This is a genomic window from Streptomyces sp. YKOK-I1 (assembly GCF_054660435.1).
In genome coordinates, this window is the sequence record NZ_BAAGDR010000001.1 from 557,265 (window position 1) to 579,256 (window position 21,992).

Genomic DNA, 21,992 nt, shown 5'->3' on the forward strand with positions numbered 1-21,992 from the left:
GGATGTCGTCCCATGACGGTTGACGACATGCGTGCCCGGCTGGAGCGGGCGGGGCTCGAGATCGCGGATCCCTGGCACTCCGAGGGACCACTGCCGCCCCATGAGGCCTGGCGCCGGGTCACCTCCGGGGAGACCGCGCCACTGGTCACCCTGCCGGGGGACCGGCCGGCGGAGGTCGACGCGCGGTGGCACCGCCTCGCGGAGGAGAACGGCTTCTTCGACGGCGACGGCCTGTTCCTCGTCGAGGCCGACGGGCCACGCTCCGGCAGCGGGCCCCGGCGCTGGGCGCGGGTGCGGCTGACGCCCGGACGGGATCTCGCGGGCGGGCTGCGCCCGACGCCGGACGGGCAGGCGGAGTTCGTCGCCATGGCGGTCGGCGGGGACACGCTGCTCGGGGTGACCGCGGCTGCGGACGGCGTCCGGATCACGGTGGTGGACAGGATCGCGGAGCGCGTGGAGCAGGAGGCGCACCAGGCCGCCGAGGAGACCCCGCGCCAGCGGGAGGAGGCCTGGGAGTCGCTGCTCGCGGAGGTGCCGAGGAAGTTCTGGCTGCTGTGGGCGGAGAGCCTCGGCGGCAACCCCGGCGTCCCCGACGACCTGCGGATCGAGCTGCTGGGCCTGTCCGGCGCCCTGCCGTACCACCGTCAGTCGGCCGCGGTGGTCGAGGCGGCGATGGCCCACGAGGACGCGAGGGTACGGGTGAGGTTCGCCGAGTACCAGCCCAGCCTCACCGAGGAGCAGCTGGGGCGCCTGATCGTCGCCGAGACCGAGGTCCGGTACCGGGCGTACCTCGTGTGGACGGCCCGGCGCACGGGGCTTCCCTCCGGCGTGTGCGAGCGGCTCGTCACCGACCCCTCCTTCGAGGTCCGCGAGGAGCTGGCGTGGCTGCCCGGGCTGCCGGTTCCGGCCCTGACCGCCCTGGCGGCGGACTCCCACGCCGGTGTGCGGGCCGCCGTCTGCGGGCAGGCCTGGCCCCATCTGGACGAGCGGACGCGCGAGGGCCTGCTGCACGACGACGACGGCAGCGTCCGCGCCGCCGCCCTGCTGCGGTATCACGAGGACCATCCGATGCCCCGGTCCGTGTTCGAGGCGGCGGAGGCAGGTGTGCGGACCCGCGCGGTGGAGGGCCGCCGGCTGGCGCGCGACCTCGCCGAACAGCTCGCGCGGGACGAGGACCCGGCGCGACGCCGCGGCCTCGCACGCAACCCGTTCCTGGAAACCGACCTGCTCCTGCTCCTCGGTGAGGACGCCGACGGCGACGTCCGGTTCCAGGCGTCGGTGCACCCCCGTCTCGGCGAGGAGGAACGCGCCCGGATCGACTTCCCCTTCGCGCCCCAGAGCATGTCCCGCGATCTCGGCTGGGTCGCGGCGCTGCACGACGACCCCGACGCCATGCGCCGCCTCGCCGCCTCGGCACACCCCATCGTCCGCCGGAGCGTCGCCCGGGCCCGGCACCTTCCGGCGGACGTCGTCGAGCGGCTGGCCCGGGACGAGGACCGGGTCGTCCATCTCTTCCTCGCCGAATCGTGCGAGGACGCGCCCGCCGAGCTGCTGCTGTCGGTGTGGCGGTGGTGGACCGGCAGCTTCAGCCACCCGGACCGACCGCACGGCCACCCGAACTTCCCGCGCCACGATCTGCTCCGGTACGCCGACGACCCCAGCCCCCGGATGCGGCGGCTGGCGCCGGACGACCCGGACGCGACGCCCGAGCTGGTGGAGCGCCTTGGCCGGGACCCGAGCGAGGAGGTGCGGGCGCGGGCGGCAAACGACCCCCGGCTGTCGGCCGCTTCGGCCGTACGGCTGCTCAGCGATCCCTTCGACACCGTCCGCGCGGCGGCGGCCCGGCATCCGGGGCTGCCCGTGCCGGTTATGCGGCGGATCATCGAGGAGGCGCGCGCGGCGCTCGCCTAGCGGCGCTCAGCGCAGCGTGGCCATGAGGTCCGTGCAGGTCCGGGCGCAGGCGCGGCAGGCCTCGGCGGTCTCCGCCGCGCCCGGCGGCACCGGTCGTTCCCGCCGGCTCCCGAAGGCGTGCGCGGTCTCCAGGCAGACGGTGCGGCGGCACCACTCCAGCTGGACGCGCAGGCCCGCCTCGTCCACACGGGTGTCCTCGGCCGGCACCCGGCAGGTCGCGTCGCACACCTCCGCGCACAGGTTGGCCTTGCGGCGCAGGAGCCGCAGCCGTTCCGTGCCCTCCTGACCCAGCAGGCCCGCCCGGAGCGCGCAGGCCCGCGCGCAGTCGTGGTCATGGTCGTCGTCGAAGTCACGGGTCGCGGGTAGCCCGGGCGGACCGTGTCGAACGCGGGCGTGCCCGCACCGCGGACGCCCTGTGTGCCGGTTTGCCGACGCTGAGTAATGGGTAGGGCGGTGCGGGATTTGCGCCCTGTTCCTGGGGTATTGAGGCGTTATGAGTACTGCAAGCGAGCAGTTGGCCGCCGCGAGCGGCCTGATCAGCCTGGTGCTGTTCCTGGTCGCGGTCGTCGTGGTGGCGCTGCTGGCCGGGAGCTTCTGGTTCGGCGCGCGCGTCAAGGCGCGCGAGTCTCCGAGGCCGCGTCCCGAGGAGCAGCCGCACCTTCCGCCGGACGGCGCGGTGCACGAGATCCGCGAGAACCGTGAGTCCCAGGAGGTGCCCCACGTGGCCAAGGGCGAACGCCCCCTCACCCCCTATGAGCTGACCAACCTCCAGACCCGGTCGAGCACCGACAAGACCAGGCCCCGTTGGAGCAAGGGCAGCAGCGGCTCGTTCGGCGGAGGCGGACTGGGCGCCCACTGAACAGCGGGAGACGGGTCACAGGGCTGTGCGGGCCACCGCGAGCGCCTGCTCGGCGTAGGGCCTCCCGAACAGCACGGCGTGCACCAGCAGCGGGAAAAGCTGGTGCACGCCGACGCGCGCGGCCCACCCCTCGGCGAGCGGGGCGACCTGTTCGTACCCGTCGAGGACCTGCCGCAGGTACGGGCAGCCGAAGAGGGCGAGCATCGCGAGGTCGGTCTCGCGGTGGCCGCCGTGCGCGGCCGGGTCGATGATCCGGACGTGGCCGTCGGCGCCCCACAGGACGTTGCCGTTCCACAGGTCGCCATGGAGCCGGGCGGGCGGCTCGGCGGGCCCGGCCAGCTCGGGCAGCCGTAGGCAGAGGCGTTCGAGGTCGGCCGCCTCGGCGGGGCGCACCGTGCCGGCGTCGACCGCGGAACGCAGATAGGGCAGCACCCGGTGCTCGGCGTACCAGCGCGGCCAGTGCTCGCCGACCGTGTTGCGCAAGGGGGCGCGTCCGATGGACGCGTTCTCGGGGCCGCCCGGCGGGGGCGCGCCGAAGCCGGGGGCGCCCGCGGCGTGCAGCGCGGCGAGGTCCCTGCCGAACCGTACGCCGGCCTGAGCGCCCGGCGCCCCGGTCACCACCCGCTCGGTCACCAGCCACCGCTCGTCGTCCCCGAGGACGTCGGGCACCCGTACCGTGTCCGCCGCGGCGAGCCAGCGCAGTCCGGCGGCCTCGGCCCGGACGGCGTCCCGCTGACCGCCCCGTTTGAGCATCACCGTGCGCCCGTCGTCGAGCAGGGCCTCCCAGAGCGTCCCGGACAGCGGGCGCACCCGGTGGACGGATCTCCCGGTGAGCCGGGAGGCGGCGGAGGCGGGGCCCGGGTCGGGCCGGTGGGGCGGGGGCACGGGGACGAGCGTACGGCGGGCCCCGCCCGAGTCGCAGAACTGCGTTCGCCATCACGCGGCCATCCCGTGACCTCACGTTCAGGTTCGGACAGTGAACGGACAGTAAACGACTTCCCGGAGCGGAGGCGACCGAAAGGCGCTGTAGTGGCCTGAATCGTCGCGCAGGGTGAGGTGGAAGATGGCCGACGTGATGCAGGCAGATCCCGTGCTGCGTTCGGGCAGGGCACAGCAGAAACGGTGCGGCTGTGGTGCGCCCATAGCGGACGGGGCGCCGAGCGGCGCCGAGGAGCGCTTCCGCGGTCTGCTGGAGGCGGCGCCGGACGCCATGGTCATTGTCGACGACCGGGGCGCCATCCGGTTGGTGAACGCCCAGACGGAGGCGCTGTTCGGCTACGGCCGTGAGGAACTCCTCGGCCATCCGGTCGAGTTGCTCATCCCGGACCGCTTCCGCGACCAGCACACCGGGCACCGGGGCGCCTACACGGCCAACCGTCAGGTGCGGCCGATGGGCGCCGGGCTGGAACTGCACGGACTCCGCAAGGACGGCACCGAGTTCCCCGTGGAGATCAGCCTCAGTCCGCTGGAGACGGCCGACGGGCTGCTGGTGTCGGCGGCCGTGCGGGACGTCAGCGACCGCAAGGCGGCCGAGGCCCGGATCAACGAGCTCGCCGCGCTGGTGGAGTCCTCGCAGGACGCGATCCTCGCGAAGACCCTCGACGGGTACATCACCTACTGGAACGCGGCCGCGCAACGGCTGTACGGCTACACGGCCGAGGAGGTGATAGGGCGTCATGTCTCGGTGCTGGCACCGCCGGAGCTGCGGGGCGAGGTCCGGTCCCTGCTGAAGCGGCTGCGGCACGGCGAGAAGGTCGAGCACTTCGAGACGCTACGGCTGACCAGCACGGGAGAGCTGCTGGACGTGGACGTGACGCTGTGGCCGACCCGGGACACGCACGGCACGGTGGTGGGGGCGTGCGCGATTGTGCGGGACATCAGCGACCGCAAGCGCGCCGAGGCCGAACTCACGGCGCTCCTGGAGCAGCAGCGGCACATCGCGCTCACCTTGCAGCGCAGTCTGATGGGCACGCCGCCCGCACTGCCGGGCCTGGACACGGCGAGCCGCTACCGGCCGGCCACCCAGGGCGCCGGAGTGGGCGGCGACTGGTTCGACCTGATCCCGCTGGGCGCCGACCGGGTGGGCGTGCTGATCGGTGACGTGATGGGCCGCGGGCTCGAAGCGGCCGCCGTGATGGGCCAGTTGCGGTCGGCGGCGCACGCGCTGGCGAAGACCGGGATGCAGCCGCGTCAGCTGATGCGGGCGCTGGACACCTGCGTCGCCGATCTCGACGTCCCCGATCAGCTCGTCACCTGCTGCTATCTCGTCATCGCCCCGGACGCGGGCACGGTCACCGTCTGTTCGGCGGGTCATCTGCCGGTGCTGGTGGCGGGGGTGGGCGACGGCATCACCGCACTGCCCTGCCCGGTGAACGCGCCGCTCGGGGTCGGCGACGTGCTCTACGAGCAGTCCAGCACCGAGATACCGCCGGGCGCCACGCTGGTGCTGTACACGGACGGGCTGGTGGAGACGCCGGGCAGCGACATCGAGTTCAGGATCGACGAACTCACCGTCCTGCTGGAGGGCATGTTCTCCGCGACGCCGTCGCTGGAGGCCGCCGCCGACCAGGTGCTGGCGGGTCTGCTGCCGGACGCCGACAGCCACAACGACGATGTGACCCTGCTGTTCGCCCGGCTTCCGGAGCCGCCGCTGGCGGCGGTCACCACCGATCTGGCGGCCGATCCGTCGTCCGTTCCGCAGGGGCGCGCCTTCCTGCGCCACACGCTGGCCTCGTGGAACTGCGCGACCCGCACCGACGACGCGCTGCTGCTGCTGTCGGAGACGCTGACCAACGCCGTGCTGCACGCCGAGGGCCCGATCGGGCTGCATCTGCACCGCACGGCCACCGATCTCACCGTCGAGGTCAGCGACCGCAGCCCGCAGCTGCCCCAGCCCCGGCTGGCGGCCGAGGAGGAGGAGTCGGGGCGGGGCCTGATCCTGGTCCGGGCCCTCGCCGCCGGCTGGGGTGTGCGGCCGACGGACGAGGGCAAGACCACCTGGTTCACGCTGAGGCTGTGAGCCCCCGGGACGGGCCGCCGCGCGCCAGTTCGAAGGCGTCGAGATGGGCCTGGACGTAGGGCACGGCCACCTTCTCCACCTCGACCCGCCCGTCGACGAACGCGGGCTGGACGTTGACCTCGAAGACGACCCCGCCGTTCTCGACCGCCAGATCGACGCCGGCGAACGGCAGCCCGACCGAGGCCGTTGCCGCGACGGCCAGCTCGGTCAGGCGCGGCGGCAGGTCGGGCGGGTCGATGTGGACGGGGGTGGCGCCCCGGCAGGTGTTGCAGGGGGTGTCGGGTTCCGGCTGGAGGTGCTCACGGGCGTGCACGACCTGCCCGCCGAGGACGAAGACCCGGAACTGGTGGCGCAGTCCGTCGGCGGTGATGTTGCCCGCGTCGCGGGAGAGCATCCAGTCGGTGCCGTGCTCGGCGTAGTAGGCGGTGGCGTACTCCAGCAGGTCGGGGGTGGTGACGTGGAAGGTGTCGTCGCCGCCGGTGCCGACGACGGGCCGGGCCCAGGTGTCGCCGCCGAGCCGGTCGAACACGTCGGCCGCCTCCCAGACGGAGGGCCGGGACAGGACCACGGTCTCCATCTGGGCGATGCCGTCCCGGCGGAAGCGGGCGACGGTGAGGTTCTTCTCCGTCGCCGTCCGCCAGGCCTCTGCTCCGGTGCCCAGCGTCACCACGTCATGGGTCGCCAGGAGTTCCTGGAAGGCGGCGAGGTCCCGCCGGCGGTGCGGGGGAATCTCGTAGAGCAGGACGACGTCGGGGACGAAGTCCAGCCGCTCCTCGGGGACCTGGAGCCGTAACCGGCCCCCGTCGCGGACGCCGCGGCCGCGGCCGCCGGTCGCGAAGTGCCGGGAGTCGACACGGACGGGCGGGGCGCCGGTGAGCAGTTCCACCGCGTCGGCGAGGTACTCCCGGCAGCCTTCGGACGAGGTGGGATCGGCGATCAGGGCGATGCTCGGTCGGGACACAGCGGCCTCCAGTGGTGTCGACGCGCGCTCGCGCCGCGGGTGCCCTCGTGCGCGCGGTGCGTGCGGTGTCACGGATGGTGCCTGTCGCGCGGGCGGTCCTCGCGCCGGTCGCCCTGGGAGCCGCGCCGGTGTGCGGGAGCCGAACCGGGGGGCCGGGCGGACGCCCGGCCGGGACCACGGGGATGTCGCCCCGCCGGATCCGCGTGCAGGGCTGGCCGACCACTGTAAGCACCGGGCGAGGCGCCGTGCCAGGGCGCACACGCGCCGTCCTCCTGCCCCACGGTCTGCGCCGTCCGCCCCCGATCGTGCGCCCTGCCCGGCCGCCCGTGACCTGCCGTCTCAGCCGCCCCAGGACCAGTCCGCGACCTCGGGGAGGTCGGTGCCGTGGACCCGGATCCAGTCATGGTGGCGCAGCCGGGCGTCCTCCATCCGCTGGCGTACGGCCGCCGCGCGCACCGCGAGTCCGGGGACCCGGTCGATGACGTCCATGACGAGGCGGTAGCGGTCGAGGTCGTTGCGGACCACCATGTCGAACGGCGTGGTGGTGGTGCCGATCTCCTTGTAGCCGCGCACGTGCAGGTTGCCGTGCCCGGCGCGCCGGTAGGCAAGACGGTGGATGAGCCACGGGTAGCCGTGGTAGGCGAAGATCACCGGCTTGTCCACGGTGAACAGTCCGTCGTACTCGAAGTCGCTCATGCCGTGCGGGTGTTCGTCGCTCGGCATGAGGCGGGCGATGTCGACGACGTTGACGACACGGACCGCGAGTTCGGGCAGGTTGCGGCGGAGCAACTGGGCGGCGGCCAGCACCTCCTGGGTCGGGACGTCCCCGGCGCAGGCGAGAACGACGTCGGGCTCACGGCTGCCGTTCTCGGTGCCGGCCCAGTCCCAGATCCCGGCGCCGCGGGCGCAGTGGACCCGGGCGGCGTCCATGGACAGCCAGTCGAAGCAGGGCTGCTTGCCGGCCACGATGACGTTGACGTAGTCGCGGCTGCGCAGGGCGTGGTCCGCGACGGACAACAGGGTGTTGGCGTCCGGCGGCAGATACACCCGTACGGCTTCGGGGCTCTTGTTGAGGATGTGGTCGACGAAACCGGGGTCCTGGTGGGAGAAGCCGTTGTGGTCCTGGCGCCAGACGTGGGAGGTGAGCAGGTAGTTGAGGGAGGCGATGGAGGCGCGCCAGGGCAGCCGCCGGGTCACCCGCAGCCATTTGATGTGCTGGTTGACCATGGAGTCCACGATGTGCACGAACGCCTCGTAGCAGGAGAACAGACCGTGACGACCCGTCAGGAGGTAGCCCTCCAGCCAGCCCTGGCAGGTGTGTTCGGAGAGGATCTCCATCACCCGGCCGTGCCGGTCGAGGTGTTCGTCGCCCTGGAGGGTCTGCGCCTGCCATGCCTTGCCGCTCGCGCCGTAGACGGCCTGGAGGCGGTTGGAGGCGGTCTCGTCGGGGCCGACCAGCCGGAAGTCCCGGCGCCCGGCGGTGGACCGCATGACGTCCTCGAGCAACTGGCCGAGCACCCGGGTGGGTTCGTGCAGGGTCGTGCCGGGCTTGTCGACCGGGACGGCGTAGGAGTCGAGGGCGGGCAGGGGGAGTTCACGCAGGAGGAGTCCGCCGTTGGCGTGCGGGGTGGCGCCGAGGCGGCGGGGGCCGTCGGGGACGCAGGCGAGGACGTCGAGGCGGGGTGCGCCGTGGGCGTCGAAGAGTTCCTCGGGCCGGTAGGAGCGCAGCCAGGCCTCCAGCTGGCGCAGGTGGTCGGGGTTGTCCCGGACGGCGGACAGCGGGACCTGGTGGGCGCGCCAGGTGCCCTCCACGGGCAGCCGGTCGACATGGGCGGGCCCGGTCCAGCCCTTCGGGGTGCGCAGCACGATGACGGGCCAGCGCGGCCGCTCCCCGGCGCCCTCCACCCGGGCGGCGCGTTGCAGGGCGGCGATGCGGTCCAGGGCGGTGTCCATGGCCTGCGCCATCGCGCGGTGGACGGCGTACGGCTCGTCGCCGGTGACGTGGATGGGGTCGTGGCCGTATCCGCGCAGCAGCTCGTCGAGTTCCGGCTCGGGGATGCGGGCCAGCACGGTCGGGTTGGCGATCTTGTAGCCGTTGAGGTGGAGGATGGGCAGGACCGCGCCGTCGTGGACCGGGTCCAGGAACTTGTTGGAGTGCCAGGAGGCGGCCAGCGGCCCGGTCTCCGCCTCGCCGTCGCCGATCACACAGGCCACCAGCAGGTCGGGGTTGTCGAGCGCGGCGCCGTAGGCGTGGGAGAGGGAGTAGCCGAGCTCGCCGCCCTCGTGGATCGAGCCGGGCGTCTCGGGGGCGACATGGCTGGGGATGCCGCCGGGGAAGGAGAACTGCCGGAACAGCCGGGCCATGCCGGGCGCGTCCCGGGTGACGTCGGGATAGGTCTCGGTGTACGACCCCTCCAGCCAGGAGTTGGCGACCACCGCCGGGCCGCCGTGCCCGGGGCCCCATACGCACAGGGCGTTCAGATCACGGCCCCGGATCACCCGGTTGAGGTGGGTGTACACGAGGTTGAGGCCCGGTGAGGTGCCCCAGTGGCCGAGCAGCCTCGGCTTGACGTGCTCGGGGCGCAGCGGCTCGGTGAGCAGCGGGTTGGCCATGAGGTAGATCTGGCCGACGGACAGGTAGTTCGCGGCGCGCCAGTGGGCGTGCAGTGTCCTGAGCTCGTCGTCGGACAGCCGGACGGAGGACTGCTGCGGTTCGACGGGCATCACGGGTTCCCTTCCGGATGGGGGTCGCGCGCAGGTGCGTGCCGGTCCGTACCTCCCCACTCTGTCCGGTCCTGCGGGCACCCGACAGGGCCGACCGGCCCATACGGCCGAGCGGATGCGTCCTTAAGGGGCGAGGGGTGCTGCCGGGGCGGGCGCTTCGGGGCGGGGTCCCTAGGCCCGGTCCGTGTCGAGGCCGGCGATGTGCCGCACGTTGCGGCGGTCCTCGGCGTCCGGGCTGGGCTCCGCGCCGAACCAGGCGTCCAGGATCTCCTTGAGCAGCGGCTCGGACGTCAGACGCAGGCTGAGGGCGAGGACGTTCGCGTCGTTCCAGCGGCGGGCGCCGTCGGCGGTGTAGGCGTCGGCGCACAGGGCGGCCCGCACACCGGGCACCTTGTTGGCGGCGATCGACGCGCCCGTGCCGGTCCAGCAGCACACCACGGCCTGCTCCGAGATCCCGGCGGACACGTCCCGCGCCGCCACCTCCGAGCACACCGCCCACTGCGGGTCGTCGCCGGGGCGCAGCGCGCCGTGGGTCACGACGTCGTGCCCGCGACCGCGCAGCTCCGAGACGAGGGCGCGGGCCACGGGTTCGTCCATGTCCGAGGAGACGGAGATCCGCATGTCCGGGAGCCTACTGAGCGGACACCGGTGCTGTCGCCCTCGGGAGCAGGGTGAAGTGGGGGCACCGGGTGACGTTGTCGCACTCAGAGCGGAGCGCGCACTTCACGAGGGCCCTTCGCGTTACCACGGCGACGCTGGTGACGTCGACCGCCCAGTACCGGCGCGAGCAGCACCCGTCTGGGTGACTCCGGGGCGGATCTGGACGACCCGGCCGGGCGCTGGACCCTGTCGAAGGACGAGCAGGGGTTCGTGTCCGGCAAGCGCGGTGCGACGCTCCTGGGCTTCGCCGTGCTGCTGCGGTTCTCTCCGCGGTACGGCTCGCCTCGTGGGCCGCGCAAGCCGCTGACCACCCGCATGCGGACCGTCAGCGGCTCGCCTGGTTCCGGGGCCGGCGGACTGTTCAGCCCGACACGGGCCGGCGCCCGCGGATCCGCGCACGGTGGTGATCGACCGTCCGACCGCTCCACTCGTACGCGTCCAGCTCGCCGGCGGGTACCGGCACCTTCCGGGCGACGCACTCCACCGCCTCGCCCGGCAACGCGAACCGGTCCCGGGGAAACCGGCGAGAGCGAGGGCGAGCCGCGTGGCATGGAGAACCCCACCCGTCACGACACCGACCCGGACAGCATCGGCGCTCTGGGTATCTGCGCGTCCGGTGGTTACGTCCCCTACGCCGCGCAGACCGACCACCGCGTCATGGCCGTCGCCACGGTCAGCGCCGTGGACCTCGGGCCGGTGTTCCGTGAGGGACTGGGCCGCACACAGGAACCGGCGATCCTTCAGGCCATGCTCGACCAGGCCGGTGCGGCGCGCACCACACAAGCACGTGGCGCACACCCGCAGTCGGCGGCGTGGATCCCCGACGACGCCGAGGAACTGCTGGAGACTGGAACCAAGCAGTTCCGGGAGACGTTCGAGTTCTACCGCACCCCGCGTGGCTACCACCCCCGAGCGATCCGGGGATGGGTACCGCGCAGCGTCGACCAGCTCGCCCAGTACGACTCGTACGCGATGATCGAGCTGATCTCGCCCCGCCCCCTGCTGATGATCGCCGGCTCCGAGGCGGAGAGCGCCTGCTTCAGCCGGGAAGCGATCGAGCAGGCGGCCGAGCCCAAGGAGTTGTTCGTCCTCGACGGGGCCACCCACATGGACCTGTACGACAAGGACGAATACGTCACCCTCGCCGTCGCCAAGCTCACCGAGTTCTACGGCAGGCACCTGGCCGACCAGCTGATCACCGACTTCAGTGACTGGCAGAGCCGCATCGGCAAGGCGGAAATCACCGCGACCTCCATGGCCGACGGCACCAAGGAACTGCTCGACGAGGCCGCCACCAGCATGGTCACCGGCGAGGAGGAGCCCTGCTCGCACACCGACCTGGTCGACTTCACGGCCAACATCGAGGGCGCACAGAAGGCGTCCGAGCTGCTGCTCAAGGCGGTCGGGCAGGAGAACGACACGGCGCTGGTGACCGAACTGGACCATCGCTTCGCCAGGCCGAACGCGATGTTCGACAAGTACCGCGTGGACAGGACGTCATACGGCTTCACGTCCTACGACAAGCTCGGCGAGGCCGACCGCAGGCAGCTGTCGGACGCGGTCAACGCGCTGGCGGAGCCGCTGTCGAGGCTCGCCGCCACCATCGCGAAATAGCCGATCGAGGGGCCGACCACCATGACGGACACGAATGCGGCCACGGGCCTGGTCGGCAACCCAGACGACGGCGGGGCCGCCTGGCGCTGTCACATTGCGTTGCAGTCCGAACCCCTCAGGTGTCCCACGGCGGAACGATGCTCTGACTGGGTTGTCAGTGTTGTGTGGATGGAAGTACGTAGAGGTTTGGCAGGTTGACGACGATGGCCTCTTGTGTGCTGCGGGCGATGACGACGACGGCTTCGTCGTTGGGGTGGGGGTTTTCTTCGCGGTGGGGGACGTGGGGCGGCACGAAGATGTAGTCGCCCGGTCCGGTGCGCAGGCGTACTTCTTCGGGTTGGGTTGTGTTGTCGGCTGGGTCGCTGAGGAAGACGAATTCGGGGTGGCCGCTGACGATGTAGATGGCGGTCTCGGAGTCACCGTGGTGATGGTCGGCGGAGGCGGTGGCGGGGGCGACCGTGGTCTGGCCCATCCATATCCGTTCCGAGCCGACACCAGCGCCGCTGATCGCGGCGAAGCGGCGCATGCCTTCGGTCTGTGCGGTGTGGTTGTCCAGGTCGTCGGCGCGGATGTGGTGGACTCGCCTGCGTGTCTCGGGCAGCGGGCTGGTCGTCGTGTCGGACAGGTCAGGATGGAAGCCATTGTGTGAGGTCACAGGAACAATCCTCGGGGTCGGGGAGGGGAGCGAAGGGAATGACGGTTACCGCGCCGGGTTCTCCTTGAGTTCTATTTCGACGAAGCTGAACTCGTAGGCGTTGATGTTGACGAGGCTGTGTGCGACGCCGGCAGAGCGCGTGTAAGAGACACCTGCCTCCATCTCCACCTCGCGTCCGCCGTCCGCGTCCTCCACCCGCACCGTTCCGGTGACCAGAGGAACCACCACATAGTCGTACGCATGAACGTGATGGCCCGTCTGTGCACCCGGCGCGAAGCACCACTTGGTGACCACTACTCGCTCCGAGTCGATCTGAACAGTCGGCTCCGCTTCCACGCGCAACCACCTCCCAGTTTCTGTGAACCGCCCAACTCCGTTAGAGAAGGTTAGAACTGGACGTGATCCAGCACACGCTCCAATCCGTACGACAACGATCCGCAGATTGTGCGAAACGGCGCTTGCAAACTGCGCGGAGTGGGGCGCCGGTAAGACAGCACACGTGCCCGTGCAGCGCGGTGAGGCAGGAAGCCCCCGTGACCGGTGTGATGATTCGGCCGTTCGCGATGTGTGACGACTCGGCCGTCTGTTCAACGACGTAGCCCGGCAACCGCTGCCCCTGGAGCTGGGGTTCGGCTCCGGACAGACCTGCCGGCGGCGCCTGGACCGCTGGCAGAAGGCCGGCGTCTTCGACCAGCTGCACCGCATCCTGCTCGCCGGACCCAACGCGGTCGGCGAACTCGACTGGTCCCGCGCGTGCGTGGACGGCTCCCACGTCCGCGCGAAGAAGGGGGAGCCTGATCCACGACGGACGCGGCACCCCGCTCAAGGTCATCACCACCGCAGCCAACGTCAACGACGTCACCCAGACCCTCGCCCTCGTCGACGGCATCCCGCTCCCGCAAGGGTTCCCCGAACATCCAGGGTCTGGGCAAACTCCGCCGCAGCCTCATCTACTGGAGGCGACTCAAGAAGGCCCGCTCGTGATCGGGTTACGAGCTCAACGCAAAGAGAAGGAATTTACTGACCTCAGGAGTTGATCCTGATAGTCCAGGTCAAGCCCTTGTAAATCTGAGAGAGACCATGCGACGCACATTCGGACGTCAGGGGCAAACACCTGGAGAGTAAGCCCCCAACGCGGAAATAAAAACTAATCCCCCGCACGCCACCATAAATGCGATCTGGAATTTACCTTTCAGTAGACAATACATCACCAAGGAGGCCATTCCGAGAGTGAGGGCAAATTGAACGATCGCTACCGCAGGGTTTCCACTAAGGCAATCCATTTCTTCTCGCCCCTTCCCCGTTTACCCATTCGCGCCACCGCAACAAGAATCGCACGGTCGCGGCTCATCTCCAAGCCGGCAGATTAATGAACATACAGGGCTCGAAGTCGTATTTTTAATGGTCGAAAACGGTTGGGGTGAGTACTGCGCTTGTCGGCTTTGCGTTCGTTCGGCTTGAGGCCGACCGCACCTCTCCACCCACATGGCCGGCGGCAACAACGTGTCCGAGTCCACCGGTCCGCCGCTGGCGCGGCAAGCTGATCACCCTCCTTGCCGCGCGGGCCCCGCGCCTGGATCGCGCCCTGTGGAAAGTCGCCGGGCAGGGCAGGGAAGTGGTCCTGATCGACGGCACTCTCATCCCCACCCAGCGCCGCACGGGAAAGGCAGACCGGCAGAACTTTTCCGTCCCGGCCCACCTGCGCGCCGTCGGCCTTGGGGCCCTCGCGGACCTCGGCTTCCGCGGCCTGGACAACGACATATCCGACCCCGTCGGTGTCCACCGGCTTCGCCCACATCAAAAACCGGCGAACTCCCACCAAACTTCGCTCACTCACCCCCATCGGCCCCATCAAGGCCAACAGCACCGCCGACCGGCTGTTCCCGGCCCTGCCGATGTTCGTGGCTACGGCGACAGAGCCGAACCGGCCCGATCAGCGGCCCGCGCACCCCACCCCACCGCACCGCACTCGGCGGTCCCCCGCCCCCGTGCGGGATCACCTCCCGTCGCTCCCCCAGGAACCCCTGGTCAGTCCCACCGGGTTGGCGGGCGGGACGATCCCCGAGTCCAGGACGGTCCGGGCCAGGGGGGTGAGCAGGTCGGCGAGGCGGGCGGTGGCCTCCGTGCCGAGCGCGTCCCAGGGCTGGGCGGCCGCGGCATCCGTGTCGGCCTCGATCTCGTCGCGGGCGGCCGCCCCCTCCTTGGTGAGGTGCCCGTCCTCGTCGAGCCAGCCGCGCGCACCCAGCCGGGCCCGCGCCGCCCGCCACGCTTCCGCGTCCCACTTGCGGGTCGTCCGCTGCGCCTCCTCGTCCGACTCCCCCGCCGCGCACTTCAGCACCATCGCCTCGACCGGCCCCACACCCCGCGCGACGAGGACGGCGACATGGCCGTCGCCGCGGTGTTCGCGCAGGGTGGTCAGGGCCTGCCAGAGTCTGATGTGCGGCTCGTCCGGGCGGGCGAGCGCCTGGTTGGCGGCGCCGAGCACCCGCCCCGCCGTGTCCGCCGCCTCGGCCGCCGCCCAGGCCAGATCGGCCGCCTCGGCCATCTCCTCGGAGGCGACGGCCTCCGGTCCGTAGACGCCGGTCATGGCGGCCCCGACCGCACGCGCGCGTGCCGCGAGCACGTCCGCCGGATCGGCGTACCCCCACGCGTCCGGCACGGCTCGGGTGACACGGTCGGGGTGGAAGACGTAGAAGCAGCTGGTGACCACCGAGGCGGGCGCGGCGCCGAGCGGAGCCGCGCGCAGGGCGAAGTACCCCATCCAGAAGCCCCGCAGACCCAGGTCGTCGGCGGCCCTGCGGACCTCGGGGGTGAAGTAGACCAGACCGTGGACCGGTTCGAACCGCTCCCACAGGCCGCGTGCGACGGTGTCCCCCACTGCGATCCTCTCCCGTGCGTCGATGACGGCTGCCGCTGGGCAGCATCCATCATGACAGCGGTCATAACAACCCCGCGGGGCGTTGTCGGTGGCCCCGGCTAGCCTGCGTCCATGACCGAGACGATCACCGACGACCGACGCTTCCCGCCCGCCCTGGCCGAGGTGGCCACGGCGGACTTCCCCTACGAGGACGGCGACGGCTTCGATTTCGAGCCGTACGACGCCTTCGACTCCGCCGAGGAGACCACCGACTGGATCCGCAGCTGGACCGGCAACCACGAACTCGACGGCACCGCCTACCGGGTGTTCGGCCAGGACGGTACGGGCGGGCTCGCCGCCCTGTGGTGTGTGCGCCCGGGGCTGCCGCTCACCGAGCAGCCGGTGGTGTTCCTCGGCTCGGAGGGCGAGGTCGGGGTGGTGGCGGGGAACCTGTCGGACTTCCTGTGGGTCCTCGCCGACGGCTACGGCCCGATGGAGGCCGCGATCCACCCGGACCGCGATGTCCGTCCCCGGCCGGAACTCGCCGAGTTGGCGGCGCGGCACGCCACCACCCCGCGCCGTCCCGCGCTCGCGGTCATCGAGGGGGCGAAGGCCGAGTTCCCGACGTTCGAGGACGACCTGTTCGCCCTGTGCCGCTGAGGTCGGTCGCCGCCGCCAGGAACGCCGAGACGGTGCCGGCGAATTGCGCGGAGTCGTCCAGCCAGGGGTAGTGCCCCGCTCCCGGCTGGACGACGAGAGCCGCGTCCGGGAACAGTTCGGCGAGCTCCGCGACCGAGCGGGGCGGGCTGTTGACGTCGAACTCACCGGCGAGCAGCAGGACCGGGGCGGAGAAGGCGGCCAGCGCGGCGCGGGTGGTCGCGGGGGTGAACGCCCCCTCGGCCCCGAAGCGGGCGGCGATCCGTTCGTCGGCCGGGCGCGCCCGCGCATGGTGCCGCCGGGCGGCCTCGTCCCAACGGCCGTGGAAGAAGGGGGCGATCGCCTCCGCGTCCGCGTGCCCGCCCCCGGTGAGCACCTCCAGGGCGGCGTAGGCCTGCGGGAACCACGGCTCGTCCTTCCTGAGCCGTGCGAGCTCACGCCGTGTCGCGCCGGTGATCTCGATACCGACGGCCCGGGTCCCCGGGGTGACGAGCGCGAGCCGCCCGATCCGCCCGGGATGCCGGGCCGCGTACTGCGTCACGACGTTCGCCCCGGCGGAGTGGCCGAGGAGATCCATCCGGGGCAGTCCGAGCTGCGCACGCAGGGCCTCGACGTCGTCGACGAGCCGGTCGCAGCGGTACGAGGAGGTGTCCTCGGGGATCGCGGACCGCCCCGTGCCGCGCAGGTCCAGGACGATCAGCCGGTGATACGCGGAAAGACCGCCGAGATCCCCGAGGTAGGAGGAGTCCGTGGGGCCGCCGGGGACACAGACGAGGGGGGTTCCGGTGCCCGTCTCTCGGTAGGCGAGCCGGGTGCCGTCAGGGGCGCAGAAAGTGGGCATGCGCTGGATCCTGACACTCATAACCTGGTTGTACAACCTGGTTATGGCGATCGGACACGAGCCGATCAGGGTGTATAACCGGGTTGTGGCAGGTGAGGAGAGCAGGGGCGGCGCGCCCGGGACGCTGACCGAAGAGCAGGCCGAGCGCATGCTCTCGGAGATCAACGAGGTCATCCGCGCGGGCGAGGAGATGCGTGCGCTGCGGGCCGAGATGATCCAGGTGTTCGCCGGGCTCGGCTGGACGCAGGACACCATCGCCCGGCTCGCCGGGATGAGCCAGCCGGCCGTGTCCAAGCAGATGACGAAACACCGGGACGCCCCGGCGGCCCCTCCGGCGCTCACCCTCGACCAGCCCGACGCCCCATGGCTCGAGGGACGCCTGTGGGGTCTGGCCGAGGAGATCTCCGAGCTCCTCGACGGCACGGCCCACTGCACCCGGCACCTCGACGCCCTCGGCCGAGGCAGGAAGCGCTTCACCCCGCAGCACGTCGACGCGCTGCGACGACTCGTCGAGGCCGACCTGAGGGTGAGCGCCACGGAACTGCCCCCCGGATTCCGGGCCGCGTACGACGTGATCAGCCGCGGACTCGACCTGCCCGCTCAGGGCGAACCTCCGGCCACCTCGGCCTCGGTGCGCCGTGCCCTGGCCAGGCGGCTCCAGCGCGACCGGCTGCGGGGCGACTGATCCGCGCACGCTTATGGACGGGTCTCGTGGGGCTGACCTAGGGTGCCGGACAGCAAGCGCTTTCTGGCATGCCCCTGCCAGGCACCAGCACCCGCCGTCCGCCGCACCGCACGGAAGGGAAAGCGTCTCGTGTCGCACTCCGCCCCCAAGGGCCCGTGGCCGTTGACCCGCAAGGCGTTTCTGCGCGGGATGGCCGCCGCCGGCGCCGCCCCCTTGCTCCCCGCCGCGCTTCCGGCGTCCCGTGCCGAGGCCGCGCCGGGCCGCCCGGACTTCGCACTCGTGCGGGACGGCAGCGCCGTCGCCCTGTATGTGGACGCGGCCGACGATCCGGCGGTCCTGCGTGTCGCCGGTGACCTTCAGGCGGATGTGGAGCGGGTGACCGGGGTCCGGCCGGAACTGCGGGACACCCTGCCGGACCGCGCCGCGGCCCTCGTCCTGATCGGCACTCTCGGCGCCAGCCCGCTCATCGACCGGCTCGTGGCGCAGGGGCGGCTGGACGTCTCCCGGGTGCGGGGCCGCTGGGAGGCCTCGGTCACCCAGGTGGTCGACCGCCCGGCGCCCGGTGTGGACCGAGCTCTGGTGATCGCGGGCAGCGACCGGCGTGGCACGGTGTACGGCGTGTACGACACCTCGGAGCGCATCGGTGTCACACCCTGGTACTGGTGGGCGGACGTACCGGTCGAGCGGCGGGACGACGTGACCGTGCCCGCCGGGCCGCTCGTACGGCTGGAGCCTTCCGTCCGCTACCGGGGTGTCTTCATCAACGACGAGCAGAATCTGACCACCTGGTCGCACCGCACCCAGGAGCCGGACAAGAACATCGGCCCGAAGACGTACCAGCGCATCTTCGAACTGCTGCTGCGTCTCAAGGCCAACTACCTGTGGCCGGCGATGCATCCGTACTCCGACTTCTTCAACGAGTACCGGGAGAACCCCGAACTCGCCGACCGGTACGGCATCGTGGTCGGTTCCAGCCACCCGGAGGCGCTGCTGCGCAACGGGGTGCACGAGTGGGCGCCCTGGGCGGAGGCGCACCGGGCCGCGGACGGGAGCCTGCCGGTCTACGACTACACGGTCAACCCGGCCGTGATCTCCGACTACTGGAGGGCCAGGGCCCGGGAGAACGCGGCCTACGAGAGCAGTTGGACGATCGGGATGCGCGGGCTGCACGACACCGCGCTGGAGACGAGGAACGCCACGACGATCCCGGAGAAGGTCGCGGTGATGAACGCCATCGTCGCCGACCAGCGCCGGATCCTCGCCGAGGAGGTCGGCGCGGCGGCCGAGCCGCAGATCTTCATCCCGTACAAGGAGGTCCTGGACCTGTACAACGCGGGTGTCGAGGTCCCCGACGACGTGACGCTGATCTGGCCGGACGACAACCACGGCAACATGCGCCAGCTCCCGGACGAGGCGGAACGCGCCCGGGCCGGCGGCAACGGGATCTACTACCACCTCTCCTACTGGGGGCGCCCGCGCAGCTATCTGTGGCTGGACACCACACAACTCGCCAAGGTCTGGCAGGAGTTGCGGCGGGTGTACGAGCACGGCGTGGACCGGATGTGGATCTTCAACGTCGGTGACGTCAAGTCGATCGAGACCGGGCTGTCGTTCTGTATGGACCTGGCCTGGGACGTCGACCGATGGGGCGCCGAAGACGTCGAGGGCTTCCTGGTGGAGTGGTACGGGCGGCTGTTCGGGCGGCGTCACGCGCGGGAGACGGCGGCGATCCGCAGCGAGTACTACCGGCTGGCGGCCGAGCGCAGACCGGAGTTCATCGACCGGAACGTCTTCTCGGTCGTCCACCACGGGGACGAGGCGGGACGCCGGATGGCCGCGTACGACCGGCTGCTGGAGCGGGTCCGGGCGGTCGGCGCCGAACTGCCGGACGCCTGCCGGGACGCCTACTACGAGCTGGTCGAATATCCGGTGCACGGCGCCTACTTGATGAATCTGAAGTACTACTGGGCGGACCGCAACACGCTCGCGGTACGACAGGGCCGGGGTGCCGGGGCCAACCGCCTCGCGGATCTCGCCGAGGCCGCGCACACGGCGGAGGCGGCGCTCACGGCGCGGTACAACTCCCAGGTGGCGGGCGGGAAATGGGACGGATACATCAATCCCTATCCCTCGCAGATCCCCAAGGCCCCGGGGCGTCCGGCCGTCACCCGGGTGGCCCGGCAGGAGACGTCCGGGCTCGGCGTGGCCGCCGAGGGGAACGAGACCGGCACGGCCCGTCCGCTCTCCTTCTCCTCCACCACCCGCGGCCGGCGGTTCGTGGACGTCTTCAACACCGGTTTCCTGCCGTTGACCTGGGCCGCAGAGGCGGACCGCCCCTGGGTGACGCTGAGCGCCACCGGTGGCTCGCTCACCGAGCAGACCCGGGTGTGGGTGGACGTCGACTGGTCGCTGGCCCCCGAGGGCACCCTCGACGCCGTGGTCGTCTTCACCGGTGCCGACGGGCGGTTCGAGGTGCCGTTGCGGGTGGTCAACGACGGAGAGCGGGCCCGGCGCAGGGCACGCGGGTTCGTGGAGGCCGACGGCTGTGTCTCGATCGACGCGGTGCACACCGGGCGGCGGGTGGCGCGGAGCGGGGCCGGCTGGCGGACCGTGCGCGGTCTGGGCCGTCGTACGGGCGCGGTGGAGGCGGTGCCGTCCACGGCGGCGGCGATCACCGGGGAGTACGCCGCGCGGGCCCCGGAGCTGCGGTACCGGGTGCGCTTCACGAGCACGGGCGTCTTCCCCGTCACGGTGTTCCGGCTGCCCTCGCTGGACGAGCGGGGTGCGCGACGGCTGGCGGTCGGCCTCGACGACGGGCCGGTGGCCGTGCTGACGGGGCAGAACGTGGCCACCGGCAACCGGGGGGACGCCTGGGCGCGCAATGTCGAGGAGGGGGTCGAGAAGCTGACCGCCACGGTGACGGTCGCCGAGCCCGGCGAGCATGTCCTGCGGATCTTCATGGTCGATCCGGGGATCGCCGTGGACCAGATCGTCATCGACACGGGCGGGGTGCCGACCGCCGCCTATCTGGCGCCGCCGGAGAGCTACCACCCGGTGTTCAACCCCGACCCGGACTCCGGGGCGGGCCTGGCGGCGCCCGACCTGTAGCGGGTTCCCGGCCCTCAAGCCGCGCCCGCAGCACCCGGGACAGTCCGAGCGCCGCCGTCCGCGCGGCGGGGGCGAGCCGGGCGGGGCGCCTCCGCCGGAAGGCGCGGCATGGTCGGCGGGCAGGAGGACATGATCACCGACGTCGCGCTGGGCCCAACGGCGCGGCCCTGAGCCGGTGTGCGCCCGGGGGCGCGGCCTGCTCGCCCGCTCAGTCGGCCGGGACCCGCTCCACGAAGTGGGCGAGGTGCTCGGGGGCCGGGCGCAGGACGCCGTCGCGGACCGCCAGGGCGGTGGCCTCGGCGCGGGAGGCGCAGCCGGTCTTGCGCAGGAGGTGCTCGACATGGCTGTGCACGGTGCGCGGTGACAGGTAGAGGGCCTGCGCGATGGCCTGGTTCGTCTGGCCGGTGGCGGCCCGGGTGAGCACCTCCAGCTCGCGCGGGCTGACGCCGTACGGCAGTGCGGCGGGCACCTCGGTGACCAGCACCGCCTCCCGCACGGGGCCGACGGCACGACGGCGCAGCACCACCCGGCACCAGTCGGCGCCGACCGGCCACAGCATCCGCAGCCGGAGCCCTCCGGAGGCCTCGAACGCCTCCGCGAGGCGCCGGAAGTCCGGGTCGTGCAGGACTTCGGCGCGTTCCCGGCCCGGCAGGTCGACGACCCCGCCCGCGGCGAACAGTGCGGCCCGTGCTCCCACGGGCAGGTCGCGCGGATCGGCCGGGTCGGCGAGGGCGCCGAGGGCGGGCAGCAGCGAGGCGAGCAGACGGCGCGCCTCGGTGTCGTAGACGTCCCGCCCCTCGGTGGACAGATGCACCAGGCCGACCAGCCGCCCGGCGTGCCGCAGTGCCCCGGTCAGGCCGTCGCGGAAGCCGGTCGGCCGGACCCGCTCGGCGTAGAACCAGCCCTGCCGGAAGCGCGGGCCCGGGGCGTCGTCGGCGTCCTCGGAGATGGACATCGGCAGATCACGGCCCACGACGTGGTCGTACCAGGGCGTGGCGACGAACTCGGTGGCCAGGGCCTGGGAACCCTCGGCGGTGTAGCCGAGGCCCGCGACCTGGACATGGGTGCGGGAGACGGGGTCGATGCAGAGCAGGGTGACCGCGTCGAGGGGCAGGGCCCGGCCCAGCTCCGCGACGGCCTCGGCGCAGGCGCCGGCGGTGTCCCGTTCCCGGGTGAGCATGCCGATGCGGGCGGCGGCGGCGATCTGCCGGTGACCGAACACGCGGGCCTCCGGGGAGTTCTCTGACGGGCGGGACTGGCGGGCAGGAGATGACCGGCAGGAGATGACGGGCGAGTTATTTGGACCCTAACGATAGGGGCGACGGGCGAGCCCCACAAGGTGTTCACGGGACCCGGCGCCGGTCGGTATTTCTACGGATGGCGGGGCGCGGCGCACGGGTCTTTCCTGTTCGGCACAGCCGACGCCCGCCGTGCCGGGCCG

The 21,992-nt window shown here is 71.9% G+C and carries 17 protein-coding genes and 1 pseudogene; 8 read left to right on the plus strand and 10 right to left on the minus strand.

Annotation, left to right across the window (positions count from 1 at the left end; genetic code table 11):
* Positions 1 to 12 precede the first annotated feature (12 nt).
* Complete coding sequence (locus ACYQ8Q_RS02595) at positions 13 to 1,911, plus strand: PE-PGRS family protein (protein ID WP_460061427.1); 1,899 nt, start codon at positions 13 to 15, stop codon at positions 1,909 to 1,911.
* 6 nt (positions 1,912 to 1,917) lie between these two features.
* Here the strand turns inward: ACYQ8Q_RS02595 and ACYQ8Q_RS02600 are convergent.
* Positions 1,918 to 2,238: pseudogene (locus tag ACYQ8Q_RS02600) on the minus strand (ferredoxin); the annotation flags it as partial.
* A gap of 166 nt (positions 2,239 to 2,404) precedes the next feature.
* Between ACYQ8Q_RS02600 and ACYQ8Q_RS02605 the strand changes: the two are divergent.
* A complete protein-coding gene (locus ACYQ8Q_RS02605; RefSeq protein ID WP_460061429.1) occupies positions 2,405 to 2,770 on the plus strand; it encodes a DUF6479 family protein in 366 nt (121 codons plus the stop codon).
* A gap of 15 nt (positions 2,771 to 2,785) precedes the next feature.
* Here the strand turns inward: ACYQ8Q_RS02605 and ACYQ8Q_RS02610 are convergent, their stop codons facing one another.
* Positions 2,786 to 3,655, minus strand: a complete 870-nt coding sequence (locus ACYQ8Q_RS02610; RefSeq protein ID WP_460061432.1) for a fructosamine kinase family protein — start codon at positions 3,653 to 3,655, stop codon at positions 2,786 to 2,788.
* A 178-nt stretch (positions 3,656 to 3,833) separates the two neighbouring features.
* Between ACYQ8Q_RS02610 and ACYQ8Q_RS02615 the strand changes: the two genes are divergently transcribed.
* Positions 3,834 to 5,789, plus strand: a complete 1,956-nt coding sequence (locus ACYQ8Q_RS02615) for a PAS domain S-box protein (RefSeq protein ID WP_460061434.1) — start codon at positions 3,834 to 3,836, stop codon at positions 5,787 to 5,789.
* On the opposite strand, the gene ACYQ8Q_RS02620 is transcribed toward ACYQ8Q_RS02615, so the two are convergent.
* From ACYQ8Q_RS02620 to ACYQ8Q_RS02630, 3 genes are all read right to left on the minus strand, one after another.
* Positions 5,773 to 6,750 carry an ATP-grasp domain-containing protein gene (locus ACYQ8Q_RS02620; RefSeq protein WP_460061437.1) on the minus strand — a complete coding sequence of 326 codons (978 nt, stop codon included), beginning with the start codon at positions 6,748 to 6,750 and terminating at the stop codon, positions 5,773 to 5,775. The genes ACYQ8Q_RS02615 and ACYQ8Q_RS02620 overlap by 17 nt on opposite strands.
* A 339-nt stretch (positions 6,751 to 7,089) precedes the next feature.
* A complete protein-coding gene (locus ACYQ8Q_RS02625) occupies positions 7,090 to 9,474 on the minus strand; it encodes a phosphoketolase family protein (RefSeq protein WP_460061438.1) in 2,385 nt (794 codons plus the stop codon).
* 171 nt (positions 9,475 to 9,645) lie between these two features.
* The gene (locus tag ACYQ8Q_RS02630) at positions 9,646 to 10,095 is read right to left on the minus strand and encodes an RpiB/LacA/LacB family sugar-phosphate isomerase (protein WP_460061440.1); all 450 of its coding nucleotides are present in this window, start codon (positions 10,093 to 10,095) and stop codon (positions 9,646 to 9,648) included.
* Positions 10,096 to 10,683: 588 nt separating this feature from the next.
* Here ACYQ8Q_RS02630 and ACYQ8Q_RS02635 point away from each other — a divergent pair.
* Positions 10,684 to 11,748 carry an imelysin family protein gene (locus tag ACYQ8Q_RS02635; protein ID WP_460061441.1) on the plus strand — a complete coding sequence of 355 codons (1,065 nt, stop codon included), beginning with the start codon at positions 10,684 to 10,686 and terminating at the stop codon, positions 11,746 to 11,748.
* Between the two features lie 154 nt (positions 11,749 to 11,902).
* Here ACYQ8Q_RS02635 and ACYQ8Q_RS02640 read toward each other — a convergent pair whose 3' ends face one another.
* From ACYQ8Q_RS02640 to ACYQ8Q_RS02650, 3 genes are all read right to left on the minus strand, one after another.
* Positions 11,903 to 12,403, minus strand: coding sequence for a cupin domain-containing protein (locus ACYQ8Q_RS02640; protein WP_460061444.1), 501 nt, complete (start codon positions 12,401 to 12,403; stop codon positions 11,903 to 11,905).
* A gap of 45 nt (positions 12,404 to 12,448) precedes the next feature.
* Entirely contained in the window at positions 12,449 to 12,739 is a 291-nt protein-coding gene (locus ACYQ8Q_RS02645) for a cupin domain-containing protein (protein WP_460061446.1), read from the minus strand.
* Between the two features lie 1,660 nt (positions 12,740 to 14,399).
* Positions 14,400 to 15,281: an SCO6745 family protein gene (locus ACYQ8Q_RS02650; protein WP_460061449.1), complete on the minus strand. Its 882-nt coding sequence runs from the start codon at positions 15,279 to 15,281 to the stop codon at positions 14,400 to 14,402.
* 111 nt (positions 15,282 to 15,392) lie between these two features.
* Between ACYQ8Q_RS02650 and ACYQ8Q_RS02655 the strand changes: the two genes are divergently transcribed.
* Positions 15,393 to 15,920: an SMI1/KNR4 family protein gene (locus ACYQ8Q_RS02655; RefSeq protein ID WP_460061452.1), complete on the plus strand. Its 528-nt coding sequence runs from the start codon at positions 15,393 to 15,395 to the stop codon at positions 15,918 to 15,920.
* Here the strand turns inward: ACYQ8Q_RS02655 and ACYQ8Q_RS02660 are convergent.
* The gene (locus tag ACYQ8Q_RS02660; RefSeq protein ID WP_460061454.1) at positions 15,856 to 16,758 is read right to left on the minus strand and encodes an alpha/beta fold hydrolase; all 903 of its coding nucleotides are present in this window, start codon (positions 16,756 to 16,758) and stop codon (positions 15,856 to 15,858) included. The genes ACYQ8Q_RS02655 and ACYQ8Q_RS02660 overlap by 65 nt on opposite strands.
* Before the next feature lie 85 nt (positions 16,759 to 16,843).
* Between ACYQ8Q_RS02660 and ACYQ8Q_RS02665 the strand changes: the two genes are divergently transcribed.
* The 3 genes from ACYQ8Q_RS02665 (at position 16,844) to ACYQ8Q_RS02675 (ending at position 20,722) form a co-directional block, all read left to right on the plus strand.
* Complete coding sequence (locus ACYQ8Q_RS02665; RefSeq protein ID WP_460061455.1) at positions 16,844 to 17,443, plus strand: sigma-70 family RNA polymerase sigma factor; 600 nt, start codon at positions 16,844 to 16,846, stop codon at positions 17,441 to 17,443.
* A 189-nt stretch (positions 17,444 to 17,632) separates the two neighbouring features.
* On the plus strand, positions 17,633 to 20,551 hold the full coding sequence (locus tag ACYQ8Q_RS02670) for a glycosyl hydrolase 115 family protein (protein WP_460073142.1): 2,919 nt from the start codon (positions 17,633 to 17,635) through the stop codon (positions 20,549 to 20,551).
* 108 nt (positions 20,552 to 20,659) lie between these two features.
* Positions 20,660 to 20,722, plus strand: coding sequence for a hypothetical protein (locus tag ACYQ8Q_RS02675; protein ID WP_460073144.1), 63 nt, complete (start codon positions 20,660 to 20,662; stop codon positions 20,720 to 20,722).
* Between the two features lie 37 nt (positions 20,723 to 20,759).
* On the opposite strand, the gene ACYQ8Q_RS02680 is transcribed toward ACYQ8Q_RS02675, so the two are convergent.
* Positions 20,760 to 21,773, minus strand: a complete 1,014-nt coding sequence (locus ACYQ8Q_RS02680; RefSeq protein WP_460061457.1) for a helix-turn-helix transcriptional regulator — start codon at positions 21,771 to 21,773, stop codon at positions 20,760 to 20,762.
* Between the last annotated feature and the right edge of the window lie 219 nt (positions 21,774 to 21,992).